Below are 13,650 nucleotides of genomic sequence, written 5' to 3' on the forward strand. Positions count from 1 at the left end.
GCGGGAAAGGTTGCGGCTTCAGGGCAAAGGCGCGTGGGACGCGATGCGCCGCTTCGTCGACGAGCGGCGCGCGCCGCGGCTCAGTGCTTCGATTCGCCGATCAGCGCGACGGAATCGAAGCGGCGCTGGTTCGCGATATGCAGCCGCATCACGAGCCACATCGTCAGGCACACGAACGTGCCGAACAGCACGATCACGACGCCCACCGGCACGTCCAGCCACACGAGCGCCGCATACACGCAGAGCATCACGAGCACCGACAGGTTTTCGTTGAAGTTCTGCACGGCGATCGAATGACCGGCCGACAGCAGCACGTGGCCGCGATGCTGGAGCAGCGCATTCATCGGGACGACGAAGAAGCCGGACAGCGCGCCGACGAACATCAGGAACACGTATGCGACGAGCAGATAGAAGGGCAAATGCAGGTGCCCGATGCGCAGCGCCCAGTGCGCGGGGAACAGCTCGCGCGTGTAGAACGCCATCAGCATCACGGCGATGCCCATCACGATGCCGACGGGCAGCACGGTGAGCGACTTGCGCAGCGGAATCCGGCTCGCGGCGATCATCGCGCCGGCGGCGACGCCGAGCGCGACCACCGCCTGCAGGATCGCGCCTTCCGACAGCGACATGCCGAGCGACACCTCCGCCCACTTGAGCACGATGAACTGCAGCGTCGCGCCCGCGCCCCAGAAGAGCGTCGTGACGGCGAGCGAGATCTGGCCGAGCTTGTCGCGCCAGAGCGCCATGAAGCAGTCGGCGAAATCGGTGACGAGCTTGAGCGGGCCGTGCTGCTGTTTCGGATAGCGCGCGCCCGTGTCGGGAATGCGCAGGTTGAAGAGCGCGGCCGTGACGTAGATCGCCATGATGATGAGCATCGCGGCCTCGGCGGGCGTGTTGATCGAAGGCGGCGTGTGCGCGATCACGTGCGACGCGATCTTCGGGCTGATGAGCGCGCCGCCGAGCACGGTGCCGAGGATGATCGAGCCGACCGTCGTGCCCTCGATCCAGCCGTTCGCGGCGACGAGCCGCTCGGGCGGCAGCAGTTCGGTCAGGATGCCGTACTTCGCGGGCGAATAGGCGGCGGCGCCGAAGCCGACGATCCCGTACGCGATGAGCGGATGCGCGCCGAACAGCATGATGAGGCAGCCGACGACCTTGATCGAATTGGTGATGAACATCACGTGCCCTTTCGGGCGCGAGTCGGCGAACGCGCCGACGAAGGCGGCGAGCACCACGTACGACAGGACGAAGAACAGCTTCAGGAGCGGTATCATCCAGTTCGGCGCGTGGAGGTCTTTGAGCAGGGCGATCGCGGCGATGAGAAGAGCGCTGTCGGCCAACGACGAGAAAAACTGCGCGGCCATGATGGAGTAAAAACCTTTTTTCATCTGAAGCGATGCGTTCCTCGCGGCGGCTCGGCCGCGCGGGCCGTGCAATCGGACTTATTCCGTTCGAAATGGGTTGTGCGCACGGCTTTATATCACGAAAATACGTCAATTCGGACTAGCAAGATCCCCCGATCGTTCCGCGCGTATCGGCGTCGCGCCCAAAAGGCGCGATAAGCTGATGATTCGCAAGCGTCTTTACTGAAATTTCCTATGCCGCGCCCGATTTCCGCCACGATCCACACCGCAGCCCTCGCGAACAATCTCACCGTCGTGCGCCGCCACGCCGCCCAGTCGAAGGTCTGGGCGATCGTCAAGGCGAACGCGTACGGGCACGGTCTCGCACGGGTCTTCCCCGGGCTGCGCGGCACCGACGGCTTCGGCCTGCTCGACCTCGACGAGGCCGTGAAGCTGCGCGAGCTCGGCTGGGCCGGGCCGATCCTGCTGCTCGAAGGCTTCTTCCGGTCGACCGACATCGACGTGATCGACCGCTACAGCCTGACGACCGCGGTGCACAACGACGAGCAGATGCGCATGCTCGAGACCGCGCGGCTGTCGAAGCCCGTCAACATTCAACTGAAGATGAACAGCGGAATGAACCGGCTCGGCTACGCGCCGGAGAAGTTCCGCGCCGCGTGGGAGCGTGCGCGCGCGTGCCCGGGCATCGGCCAGATCACGTTGATGACCCATTTTTCGGACGCCGACGGCGAACGCGGCGTGGCCGAGCAGATGGCGACGTTCGAGCGCGGCGCGCAAGGCATTGCCGGCGCGCGCAGCCTCGCGAACTCGGCCGCCGTGCTCTGGCACCCGTCGGCGCACTTCGATTGGGTGCGGCCCGGCATCATGCTGTACGGCGCATCGCCGTCCGGGCATTCGGCGGACATCGCGGGCAAGGGCCTGCAGCCGACGATGACGCTCGCCTCCGAACTGATCGCCGTGCAGACGCTCGCGAAGGGGCAGGCGGTGGGCTACGGCTCCGTGTTCGTCGCCGAGGATACGATGCGCATCGGCGTCGTCGCGTGCGGCTACGCGGACGGTTATCCGCGGATCGCGCCCGAGGGCACGCCCGTCGTCGTCGACGGCGTGCGCACGCGGATCGTCGGCCGCGTGTCGATGGACATGCTGACCGTCGATCTCACGCCCGTGCCGCAGGCCGGCGTCGGCGCGCGCGTCGAGCTTTGGGGCGAGACGCTGCCGATCGACGACGTCGCCGCGCGCTGCATGACGGTCGGCTACGAGCTGATGTGCGCGGTCGCGCCGCGCGTGCCGGTGCGTGCCGAGTAAGGGCGCGCGCATGGCGAAGCAGAAGACGGTTTTCGTCTGCACCGAGTGCGGCGGGCAGACGCCGAAGTGGCAGGGGCAATGCCCGTCGTGCCAAGCATGGAACACTCTCGTCGAATCGGTGGAGAGCGCGCCGTCCGCGCACCGCTTCCAGTCGCTCGCCAAGCGCGCGCCCGTGCAGCGGCTCGCCGACATCGAGGCGGCCGACGTGCCGCGCTTCTCGACCGGGATCGGCGAATTCGACCGGGTGCTGGGCGGCGGGCTCGTCGCGGGCGGGGTCGTGCTGATCGGCGGCGATCCGGGGATTGGCAAGTCGACGCTGCTGTTGCAGTCGCTCGCGCAGATCGCGAGCGAGCGGCCGGCGCTCTATATCAGCGGCGAGGAATCGGGCGCGCAGATCGCGCTGCGCGCGCAGCGGCTCGCGCTTCTCGAAGGCGGCGCGAGCGCGGCCGACCTGAAGCTCCTCGCCGAGATCCAGCTCGAGAAAATCCAGGCGACGATCGACGCCGAGCGGCCCGACGTCGCGGTCATCGACTCGATCCAGACGATCTACTCGGAGGCGCTGACGTCGGCGCCCGGCTCGGTCGCGCAAGTGCGCGAATGCGCGGCGCAATTGACGCGCATCGCGAAGCAATCGGGCACGGCGATCATCATGGTCGGCCACGTGACGAAAGAGGGCAATCTCGCGGGGCCGCGCGTGCTCGAGCACATCGTCGACACCGTGCTGTACTTCGAAGGCGATACGCATTCGTCGTTCCGGCTCGTGCGCGCGTTCAAGAACCGCTTCGGCGCGGTCAACGAACTCGGCGTGTTCGCAATGACCGAGCGCGGCTTGCGCGGCGTCGCGAATCCGTCCGCGCTGTTCCTGTCGCAGCACACGGAGGTCGTGCCGGGCTCGTGCGTGCTCGTCACGCAGGAGGGCACGCGGCCGCTGCTCGTCGAGGTGCAGGCGCTTGTCGATACCGCGAACGTGCCGAATCCGCGCCGGCTCGCGGTCGGTCTCGAACAGAACCGGCTCGCGATGCTGCTCGCCGTGCTGCACCGGCATGCAGGCATCGCGTGCTTCGATCAGGACGTGTTCCTGAACGCGGTCGGCGGCGTGAAGATCACCGAGCCTGCCGCCGATCTCGCGGTGCTGCTCGCGATCCACTCGTCGATGCGTAACAAACCGTTGCCAAAGGGTCTGATCGTATTCGGCGAAGTCGGACTCGCGGGCGAGATCCGGCCGTCGCCGCGCGGGCAGGAGCGCCTGCGCGAGGCCGCGAAGCTTGGCTTCACGACCGCGCTGATTCCGAAGGCGAATGCGCCGAAACAGCCGATCGACGGGCTTCGCGTGCACGCAGTCGAGCGCATCGAGCAGGCGATCGACCAGATCCGCGTGCTCGAATGAGCGCGGCGCTCGGCGGGCGTGTTCCGGCCCGCCGCCTTTCACGCGCGGTCATGCGCGGATCGGGGACGTAAAACCATGTAACGTTTTGGTACGCTGATGTAACCCTTTTGCAGCCTGTTTTTTTCTATGCTTGCCCGGGTTGTCTTGCCGCATGATGCGGGAAAGGGAAGCGTGTTGAAACGATCTCATCAAGCCAGTGCGCAGCCGCGCACGTACAACGTCCGGGGATGCCGCGTGTCCGAGCCGATCGGCGCGCCGTGGGGCGGCGGTTGCCGGATCGTCGAATGGATTGGCGGAGACGGGCGGATTGCCCGCCGCGTCGCCGCCGTCAACGTGACCGAGGCGGAGGTGTATGCGATGATCCGCCGGCCGGTCGAAGGTCGTCGCTACCTGATGGGCGACGACGAGCAGATGCCGCGCGACACGCTGCCGCGGAGGTGATCCCGAGCTGCATCGCCCGGAGCGCGGCGCGGGCGATGGGCGATACCCGATACCCGATACCCGCGCGCCGCTTGCGTTACCCGATACTCTCCAGTTCGTCCTGCGCGCCGAGCCAGTCCGCCTCGAGCGTTTCGAGCCGGCCGTTCACGTCGCCGAGCTTGCGGATCGCTTCGGTGAGCCGCGCCTTCTGGTCGGCCGCGTAGCTGGCCGGATCGGCGACGAACGCGTCGAGCTCCACCTTCTGCGCGTGGAGCCGCTCCATTTCCTTCTCGATTTTCGTGATGCGTGCCTGCAGCGGCTTCTTCAACAGCGACAGCCGCTGACGCGCTTCGGCTTCCTGCCGTTTCTGATCCTTGCGGTTCACCGCGGGCGCGCCGCCGTCGGCGTCGCTCGCCGAGCCCGATGCGGCCTTCGCCGCCGCGCGCTGTTCCGCCGCGTGCTGCAGCAGCCAGTCGCGGTAGTCGTCGAGATCGCCGTCGAACGGCTGCAGCCGGTGCTTCGCGACGAGCATGAACTGGTCGGTCGTCGCGCGCAGCAGGTGGCGATCGTGCGACACGAGGATCAGCGTGCCCTCGAACTGCGCGAGCGCCATCGTGAGTGCGTGGCGAGTTTCGAGATCGAGGTGGTTCGTCGGCTCGTCGAGCAGCAGCAGGTTCGGTTTTTGCCAGATGATCAGCGCGAGCGCGAGCCGCGCTTTCTCACCGCCCGAGAACGGCGCGATCGGCGCGGTCGCCATGTCGCCCGAGAAGTTGAAGCCGCCGAGGAAGTCGCGCAGTTCCTGCTCGCGCGTGTCGGGGGCAAGGCGCGCGAGATGCGCGAGCGCCGATTCGTCCTCGCGCAGCGTCTCGAGCTGATGCTGCGCGAAATAGCCGATCGTGAGGCCGCGGCCGGTGCGCACGTCGCCCGAAAGCGGCGCGAGCGTGCCCGCGAGCGTCTTGATGAGCGTCGACTTGCCCTGGCCGTTCGCGCCGAGGAGGCCGATGCGCTGGCCGTTCTGGATCGACAGCGCGACGCGCTCGACGATCGGAATCTCGCCGCCGCCGTCCGCGTGATAGCCGCAGCGCACGTCTTCCATCACGAGCATCGGATTCGGCGCGGAATCGGGCGTGCGGAATTCGAACGTGAACGGCGACGCGACGTGCGCGGGCGCGATCAGCTCCATCTTCTCGAGCGCCTTCACCCGGCTTTGCGCCTGCTTCGCCTTCGACGCCTTCGCCTTGAACCGATCGACGAAGCTCTGCAGATGCGCGATCGTCTTTCGCTGCTTCTCGTACGCGCTTTGCTGCAATTCGAGCTGCTGCGCGCGCAACACTTCGAATTGCGAGTAGTTGCCGCCGTAGCGCTTCACCTGACGGTTCTCGAGGTGCAGCGTCACGTTGCAGACGGCGTCGAGGAATTCGCGATCGTGCGAAATGATGACGAGCGTGCCGGGGTAGCGATGCAGCCAGTCTTCGAGCCAGACGATCGCGTCGAGATCCAGGTGGTTCGTCGGCTCGTCGAGGAGCAGCAGATCCGAGCGGCACATCAGCGCCTGCGCGAGATTCAGGCGCATTCGCCAGCCGCCCGAGAAGCTCGCGACGGGCTCGCGTGTCTGCGCGAGCGTGAAGCCGAGCCCGAGCAGCAGCGCCTCGGCGCGCGCGGGCGCGGTGTAGCCGTCGGCATCCGCGAACGCCGCATGCGCATCGGCCTCGGCCGCGCCGTCGTGCGCGGCGGACGCCTGCGCGATGCGCGCCTCGATCGCGCGCAATGCGGCGTCGCCGTCGAGCGTGTAGTCGAGCGCGCTGCGATCGACGGCGGGCGTCTCCTGCGACACGTGCGCGATGTGCCACGCCGGCGGCATCGAGAAGTCGCCCGCGTCCGCGTGCAGCTCGCCGCGCAGCACTGCGAAGAGCGTCGATTTGCCGGCGCCGTTCGCGCCGACGAGGCCCGCCTTCTCGCCGGGATTCAGCGTGAACGAGGTCGCGTCGAAGAGCGGCTTCGTGCCGCGGGCGAGACTGAACTGATTGAAACGGATCACGGCGAGAAATGCTGGAGAAAATCGCTATTCTAGACTGCGCGCCGCATCCGCGGGATCGTCCGGACGGCGGAGCATGCGCGCCGCGCCGAATTCGCCTAGACTTTCGCCGACGGCGCAACCATATCAAAACAGGGAGGAACGAGCCGATGTCGAAACTGTATTCATTCAACGCGCAGGCGCTTTCGGGGGGCGAGGTGCCGCTCGAGCAGTACCGGGGCAAGGTGCTTCTCATCGTCAACACGGCGAGCGAGTGCGGATTCACGCCGCAGTACGCGGGGCTGCAGCAGCTGTACGATCGCTTTCGCGAACGCGGGCTCGCCGTGCTCGGCTTTCCGTGCAATCAGTTCGGCAAGCAGGAGCCGGGCGACGCGTCGCAGATCGGCGCGTTTTGCGAGAAGAACTACGGCGTCACGTTTCCGATGTTCGCGAAGATCGACGTGAACGGTGCGAACGCGCATCCGCTGTACCGGTATCTGACCGAAGAGTCGCCCGGCATTCTCGGCCTCAAGGCGATCAAGTGGAATTTCACGAAGTTCCTCGTGAACCGGGAGGGCGAGATCGTGAAGCGCTACGCGCCATCGACGAAGCCCGAGGATATCGCCGCGGACGTCGAAAAGCTGCTTTGAGCGCGGCGGCGCGCCGCGCGGCCCGAATCGGGCGTGCGGGCCGCCCGAACAGTCGGGGCCGTTCGGGCTGCACGGCGCCCGATCGCGTGCCGCGCGCCGTCAGAGAATCGGTGCGAACAGCCTCGCGACGTGCATCGCGACGCGCCGCCACGCGGGCGAGCGCCGGTATTCGCTCAGATCGACTTCGAACGCGTCTTCGAAGTCGCGCGCGAGCATCGCCTCGACTTCGGTCGCGAAGCCATCGTCGACGGTCAGCACCATGATCTCGAAATTCAGCCGGAACGACCGGTTGTCGAGGTTCGCGCTGCCGACGGCGGCGGCAGCCCGGTCGATCAGCATGACCTTCTGGTGCAGGAAGCCGGGGCGGTAGCGGAAGATCCGCACGCCCGCGTCGACGAGATCGCGCGCATAGAGCTTCGATGCCTCGAACACGACATAGTGATCGCGCCGGCTCGGAATCAGCACCCGCACGTCGACGCCGCGCATCACCGCGAGCTTCAGCGCGGAAATCACCGCTTCGTCGGGCACGAGGTAGGGCGTCGTGATCCACACGCGCTCGCGCGCGGCGTTGATCGCCTCCACGAAGAAGAGCGAGCCCGTTTCCTGCTTGTCGGCGGGGCCCATCGGCACGACGAGGCAGTGCATGTCGGCGTCGGCCACGGGCGCGGGCGGCGGCGCCTGCGGCGGCAGCGACTGGGTCGCCCAGTGCCAGTCCTCGGCGAACACGTACTGGATGTTCGCGACGGCGGGGCCGCGCACTTCGATGTGCGTGTCGCGCCACGGCGACAAGCGCGGATTGCCGCCGAGATATTCGACGCCGACGTTGTGCCCGCCGACGAACGCGCGCTCGCCGTCGACGACGACGATCTTCCGGTGGTTGCGGAAGTTGAGCTGGAAGCGGTTGACGAACTGCTTGTTGGTCGCGAACGGATGCACTTCGACGCCGCCTTCGCGCAGCGTGTGCACATAGCTCGACGGCAGATCGAAGCTGCCGATGCTGTCGTACAGCAGATAGCAGCGCACGCCCGCTTTCGCGCGCGCGATCAGCGTGTCGCGCAGCATCGCGCCGAGCGCGTCGTCGCGGACGATGAAGAACTGGACGATCACGTAGCTGCGCGCGGCGTCGATCGCGGCGAGGATCGCGGCGAACGTCGCGTCGCCGTTGACGAGCGTGCGCACCGCGTTGCCCGAGACGAACGGCATGCCGACCAGGCGCGTGAGCGCGCGCACGCGGGCGATGCCGAGCGCGTCTTTCGGCGCGCCGAGCGTCGAGCCTTCGGCGTCCCACGGCGCGGGGTGCGTGCGGGTGCGCAGCGCCGCGGTTTCGTGGCGGCGGGCGTCCACGTAGCCGGAGAACTTGCTGCGGCCGAGGAACAGGTACGGAATCAGCGTCAGGTACGGCACCGCCGTCAACGACACCGCCCAGGCGATCGCGCCTTGCGACGTGCGTGTGTTCAGGATCGCATGGCAGGCCGCGATCACGCCGAGCACGTGCGCGAGGCCGATGAGGGTGCCGAGATGGAGCCAGTCGAGAGTCATGAGCGCGTCGGAGTCCAGAGGGAGGCCACGCGGCGCGCCGCGACCGGGCGCCGCTTACGCGCATCTTACCGAAGCGTGCGCGCAAGCGGCGACTCCGTACGAGCCGGACGTGCCGGTTGCGGACGTGCCGGCCGCGCATGCCGGCTGCCGATGCGCCGGCCCGCACGGCAAACGCGCAGGCGTCAGCCAGCGACGGCGGGCAGGTCGCTCGCGTGGATCAGGAACACGCTGTCGTCGCCCGCGCTCGTCGGCAGCCAGACGAGCTCGAGGCCGCCGAACGCCGCCTCGACGTTCGCGCGCTCGTTGCCGATCTCGACGACGAGCACGCCGTCGTCCTTCAGCCAGCGGCGCGCTTCGCCGATGATGCGGCGCACGATGTCCATCCCGTCCGCGCCGCCCGCGAGCGCCATTTCCGGCTCGTGCCGGTATTCGGCCGGCAACTCGGCCATCGACTCCGCGTTCACGTAAGGCGGGTTCGTGATGATCACGTCGTAGCGCTGCGCGGAATCGATCCACTTGAACTGCGGCAGCGGCGCGTACAGGTCGCCGTGGTGGAGCGCGATCCGCTCGTCGAGCCCGTAGTCGTCGCGGTTGATCTTCGCGACTGCGAGCGCGTCGGCCGACAGGTCGACCGCGTCGACGCTCGCGTTCGGAAACGCGAGCGCGGCGAGGATCGCGAGGCAGCCGGAGCCTGTGCACAGCTCGAGCACCGAGCCGACGAGCTCGGGGTCCTCGACGTACGGCTGCAGGCCGTCGTCGAGCAGTTCGCCGATGAACGAGCGCGGGACGATCACGCGTTCGTCGACATAAAAGCGATGGCCGTGCATCCACGCTTCGCGCGTGAGATACGCGGCGGGCACGCGCTCGGTCGCGCGGCGCTCGATCACGGCGAGCACGGCGTCGATCTCGCCGGGCGTGAGGCGCGCGTCGAGGAACGGCTCGAGCGTATCGAGCGGCAGATGCAGCGTGTGCAGCACGAGATAGACCGCTTCGTCGAACGCGTTGTCCGAGCCGTGGCCGAACGCGAGTTTCGCCTGCGAGAAGCGCGACACCGCGTAGCGCACGAGGTCGCGGACGGTCTTGAACGGGGAGGGGGATGTCGTCATCGGATGGCCTTCGTCAAGCGATCAGTTGTTCGAGCACGCGGCGGTACACGTTCTTCAGCGGTTCGACGAAGCGCACTTCGATGTGCTCGTCGATCTTGTGGATGCTCGCGTTCGGCGGGCCGAACTCGATCACCTGCGGGCAGATGCGCGCGATGAAGCGGCCGTCCGACGTGCCGCCCGTCGTCGACAGCTCGGGCGACAGGCCGGTTTCCGCGCGAATCGCCGCGTCGAGCGCGTTCGACAGCTCGCCGCGCGGCGTGAGGAACGGCAGGCCGCTCACCGACCAGTTCAGCGCGTAATCGAGCCCGTGCTTGTCGAGGATCGCGTGCACGCGCGCCTGCAGGCCCTCGACCGTGCTCGCCGTCGAGAAGCGGAAGTTGAACAGCAGATCGGCGTGGCCCGGAATCACGTTCGTCGCGCCGGTGCCCGCGCGCAGGTTCGACACTTGCCAGGTGGTCGGCGGAAAGTACTCGTTGCCTTCGTCCCATTGCTCGGCCGCGAGCTCGGCGAGCGCCGGCGCGAGCAGATGGATCGGATTCTTCGCGAGATGCGGATACGCGATGTGGCCTTGCACGCCCTTGACGACGAGCTCGCCCGACATCGAGCCGCGCCGGCCGTTCTTCACGACGTCGCCGAGCGTCGCCGTCGAGGTCGGCTCGCCGACGATGCAGTAATCGAGCCGCTCGCCGCGCGCGGCGAGCGCTTCGACGACCTTCACGGTGCCGTCGGTGGCCGGGCCTTCCTCGTCGCTCGTGATCAGGAAACCGATCGAGCCGCGGTGCTGCGGATGCGCGGCGACGAATTCCTCCGCCGCGACGACGAAGCCCGCGAGCGATGCTTTCATGTCGGCCGCGCCGCGGCCGTACAGCTTGCCGTCGCGGTGCGTCGGCACGAACGGCGGCGAGCTCCATTGCTCGAGCGGGCCGGTCGGCACGACGTCGGTATGGCCCGCGAACGCGAGCAGCTTGCCTTCGCGGCCGGCCGTGCCGCGCTTGACGGCCCAGAAGTTCGTCACGCCGTGCGACGCGATCGTTTCGCACTCGAAGCCGAGCGCGGCGAGGCGCTCGATCATCAACTGCTGGCAGTGCTGATCGTCGGGCGTGACGGACGCGCGCGCGATCAGCTGTTCGGTGAGGGCAAGGGTGGCGGACATGGTTCGGACCACTTTCGATAAAAAATGCCGGCGCGACGGCCGGCAGCAGGTTGGGGCGGCGGTGCGCGCGGCGTTAGGCGAAGAGCCCCGCGTACTCGTCGGCCGAGAAGCCGAGCGCCTTCACGCGGCCGTCGACGACGACGACGGGCCGCTTGATCACCGAGGGCTTGTCGATCATCAGCGCGATCGCGCCCGCCTCGGATTCGGCTGCGGCCTTCTGCTCGTCGGTCAGCGCGCGCCACGTGGTGCCGCGCCGGTTGACGAGCGCGGCGAGCGTCACGTCCGCGAGCCAGCCCTTGACGAGCGGCGCGCTCACGCCGGCTTTCTTGAAATCGTGGAACGCGAACTCGACGCCGTGCGATTCGAGCCAGGTGCGGGCCTTCTTCACGGTGTCGCAGTTCGGGATTCCGTAGACGACGGTGCCGGCCGCGGCTTTCGCGCCCGCCATCAGTCGCCCCGCAGCAGTTCGTTCAGGCCGACCTTCGCGCGGGTCTTCGCGTCGACTTTCTTCACGATCACCGCGCAGTAGAGGCTGTGCGTGCCGTCCTTCGACGGCAGGTTGCCCGCGACGACGACCGAGCCGGCCGGAATGCGGCCGTACGTCACTTCGCCCGTTTCGCGGTCGTAGATCTTCGTGCTCTGGCCGAGGTACACGCCCATCGAGATCACGGAGTTCTCCTCGACGATCACGCCTTCGACGACTTCCGAGCGCGCGCCGATGAAGCAGTTGTCCTCGATGATGACGGGGTTCGCCTGCAGCGGCTCGAGCACGCCGCCGATGCCGACGCCGCCCGACAGGTGCACGTTCTTGCCGATCTGCGCGCACGAGCCGACGGTGGCCCAGGTGTCGACCATCGTGCCTTCGTCGACGTACGCGCCGATGTTCGTGTAAGACGGCATCAGCACGACGTTCTTCGCGATGAACGAGCCGCGGCGCGCGATCGCGGGCGGCACGACGCGAAAGCCGCCGGCGGCGAAATCCTCGGCGGTGTAGTTCGCGAACTTCGACGGCACCTTGTCGTAGAACTGCGTGTAGCCGCCCGCAGGCATCGGTGCGTTGTCTTCCAGGCGGAACGACAGCAGCACGGCCTTCTTCAGCCACTGGTGCACGGTCCATGCGCCGTCGATCTTCTCGGCGACGCGCAGCGCGCCGCGGTCGAGCTGCTCGATCGCGTGCGCGACGGCTTCGCGGATTTCCGCGGATGCGGCCTTCGGCGACAGCTCGGCGCGGTTTTCCCAGGCGTTATCGATGATTTGCTGAAGTTGTTGCGACATGTTCGTGGCTATGCTGGACGTGGATGATGGATGAATCGGGGGCGCTTCACGCGCGTTCAGCGGGCGAGGCCGCGGCAGAAATCGACGATGCGCTGCGCGCCTTCGGCGCATTCGGCCGTGCCGGCGACGAGCGCGATCCGGACGAAGTCGCGGCCGGGATTCGCGCCGTGCGCGTCGCGGGCGAGATACGAGCCGGGCAGGACCGTCACATTATAGTCGGCGTAGAGGCGCCGGGCGAACTCGGTGTCCGACAGGCCGGTTCGCGCGACGTTCGCCCACAGGTAGAACGCGGCGTCGGGCAGGCGCACGTCGACGACGTCGGCGAGCATCGGCGTGACGGTCGCGAACTTCTGCGCGTAGAGCGCGCGGTTCTCGCGCACGTGCGCCTCGTCGCCCCAGGCGGCGACGCTCGCCTTCTGCCAGACGGGCGACAGCGCCGCGCCGTGGTAGGTGCGGTACAGCAGGAAGCGCTTGAGGAGCGCCGCGTCGCCCGCGACGAAACCCGAGCGCATGCCCGGCACGTTCGAGCGCTTCGACAGGCTCGACAGCATCACGAGGCGCTCGAACCCGCGGCCGAGCTTGTGCGCGGCCTCGAGGCCGCCCAGCGGCGGCTTCGCCTCGTCGAAGTAGATCTCCGAATAGCATTCGTCCGACGCGATCACGAAGCCGTGCTCGTCCGACAGCGCGAAGAGCTTGCGCCAGTCGTCGAGGGTCAGCACGGCGCCCGTCGGGTTGCCCGGCGAGCACACGTAGACGAGCTGCGTGCGCGCCCACACGTCGGCCGGCACGACCGAATAATCGGGCGCGAAGTTGCGCGCCGGATCGCTGTTGACGAAGTACGGCTCGGCGCCCGCGAGGAGCGCCGCGCCTTCGTAGATTTGATAGAAGGGATTCGGACAGAGTACGATCGGCCTTTCGCCGTTTTGGCATTCGCCGCCTTGCTTGTCGCGGTTGCCGCGCGGGCTCGAATCGATCACCGCCTGCGCGAGCGAGAAGAGCGCCTCGCGCGAGCCCGACGCGGCGAGAACCTGCGTCGTCGCGTCGATCGCGGGCAGCCCGTAGCGCCGCTCGAGCCAGCGCGCGAGCGCCTCGCGCAGCGCATCGGTGCCCGCCGTCGCCGGATACGACGCGAGGCCGTCGAGCGCGGCGGCCGCGGCGTCGCGGATCAGCGCGGGCGTTGCGTGCTTCGGCTCGCCGATGCCGAAGCTGATCGGCGGCAGATGCGCGCTTGGCGTCACGCCGGCAAAGAGCGCGCGGAGCTTTTCGAACGGGTAGGGCTGCAGCGTGTCGAGACGAGGATTCACGGGCGTGAGGCTCACGGAGCCGGTAGATGGCCGATCGGACGGGCCGGTTTAAGCAAAACGGGCGCAAGGCGGCGCGGCTGGCGCCGCCTTGCGCGGGCGAAGAAGGGGCGCGGCGGGTCGCGGCGCGGTATGC

General features: G+C 68.0%; 12 protein-coding genes. 4 read left to right on the forward strand and 8 right to left on the reverse strand.

What is annotated here, in order from left to right; all coding sequences use genetic code 11:
• Positions 1-80: 80 nt before the first annotated feature.
• The gene (gene lplT / locus BTH_RS22465; protein WP_011402233.1) at positions 81-1,388 is read right to left on the reverse strand and encodes a lysophospholipid transporter LplT; all 1,308 of its coding nucleotides are present in this window, start codon (positions 1,386-1,388) and stop codon (positions 81-83) included.
• Between the two features lie 210 nt (positions 1,389-1,598).
• Between lplT and alr the strand changes: the two genes are divergently transcribed.
• The 3 genes from alr to BTH_RS22480 all read left to right on the forward strand — a co-directional run bounded on the left by alr (position 1,599) and on the right by BTH_RS22480 (position 4,497).
• Entirely contained in the window at positions 1,599-2,669 is a 1,071-nt protein-coding gene (gene alr, locus BTH_RS22470) for an alanine racemase (RefSeq protein WP_009890402.1), read from the forward strand.
• Between the two features lie 10 nt (positions 2,670-2,679).
• On the forward strand, positions 2,680-4,056 hold the full coding sequence (gene radA, locus BTH_RS22475; protein WP_009890404.1) for a DNA repair protein RadA: 1,377 nt from the start codon (positions 2,680-2,682) through the stop codon (positions 4,054-4,056).
• 174 nt (positions 4,057-4,230) lie between these two features.
• On the forward strand, positions 4,231-4,497 hold the full coding sequence (locus BTH_RS22480; protein ID WP_009890405.1) for a DUF2866 domain-containing protein: 267 nt from the start codon (positions 4,231-4,233) through the stop codon (positions 4,495-4,497).
• 76 nt (positions 4,498-4,573) lie between these two features.
• Here BTH_RS22480 and abc-f read toward each other — a convergent pair whose 3' ends face one another.
• Positions 4,574-6,514, reverse strand: coding sequence for a ribosomal protection-like ABC-F family protein (gene abc-f, locus BTH_RS22485; RefSeq protein WP_009890407.1), 1,941 nt, complete (start codon positions 6,512-6,514; stop codon positions 4,574-4,576).
• Between the two features lie 146 nt (positions 6,515-6,660).
• Between abc-f and BTH_RS22490 the strand changes: the two genes are divergently transcribed.
• A complete protein-coding gene (locus BTH_RS22490) occupies positions 6,661-7,140 on the forward strand; it encodes a glutathione peroxidase (protein ID WP_009890409.1) in 480 nt (159 codons plus the stop codon).
• A gap of 99 nt (positions 7,141-7,239) precedes the next feature.
• Here the strand turns inward: BTH_RS22490 and cls are convergent, their stop codons facing one another.
• The 6 genes from cls to dapC form a co-directional block, all read right to left on the reverse strand.
• Positions 7,240-8,679, reverse strand: coding sequence for a cardiolipin synthase (gene cls / locus BTH_RS22495; protein WP_009890411.1), 1,440 nt, complete (start codon positions 8,677-8,679; stop codon positions 7,240-7,242).
• Positions 8,680-8,861: 182 nt separating this feature from the next.
• Positions 8,862-9,785, reverse strand: coding sequence for a 50S ribosomal protein L3 N(5)-glutamine methyltransferase (gene prmB, locus BTH_RS22500; RefSeq protein WP_009890412.1), 924 nt, complete (start codon positions 9,783-9,785; stop codon positions 8,862-8,864).
• A gap of 13 nt (positions 9,786-9,798) precedes the next feature.
• Positions 9,799-10,938 carry a succinyl-diaminopimelate desuccinylase gene (gene dapE / locus BTH_RS22505; RefSeq protein WP_009890414.1) on the reverse strand — a complete coding sequence of 380 codons (1,140 nt, stop codon included), beginning with the start codon at positions 10,936-10,938 and terminating at the stop codon, positions 9,799-9,801.
• A gap of 73 nt (positions 10,939-11,011) precedes the next feature.
• Positions 11,012-11,386 (reverse strand): ArsC family reductase, encoded by a 375-nt coding sequence (locus tag BTH_RS22510; protein ID WP_009890416.1) that lies wholly within the window; start codon positions 11,384-11,386, stop codon positions 11,012-11,014.
• Positions 11,386-12,213 carry a 2,3,4,5-tetrahydropyridine-2,6-dicarboxylate N-succinyltransferase gene (gene dapD, locus BTH_RS22515; RefSeq protein ID WP_009890418.1) on the reverse strand — a complete coding sequence of 276 codons (828 nt, stop codon included), beginning with the start codon at positions 12,211-12,213 and terminating at the stop codon, positions 11,386-11,388. Before dapD ends, BTH_RS22510 begins: the two co-directional genes overlap by 1 nt.
• 56 nt (positions 12,214-12,269) lie before the next feature.
• Positions 12,270-13,517, reverse strand: coding sequence for a succinyldiaminopimelate transaminase (dapC, locus tag BTH_RS22520; RefSeq protein WP_025404095.1), 1,248 nt, complete (start codon positions 13,515-13,517; stop codon positions 12,270-12,272).
• Positions 13,518-13,650 lie beyond the last annotated feature (133 nt).

The organism is Burkholderia thailandensis E264 (assembly GCF_000012365.1).
GTDB classification, from domain to species: domain Bacteria; phylum Pseudomonadota; class Gammaproteobacteria; order Burkholderiales; family Burkholderiaceae; genus Burkholderia; species Burkholderia thailandensis.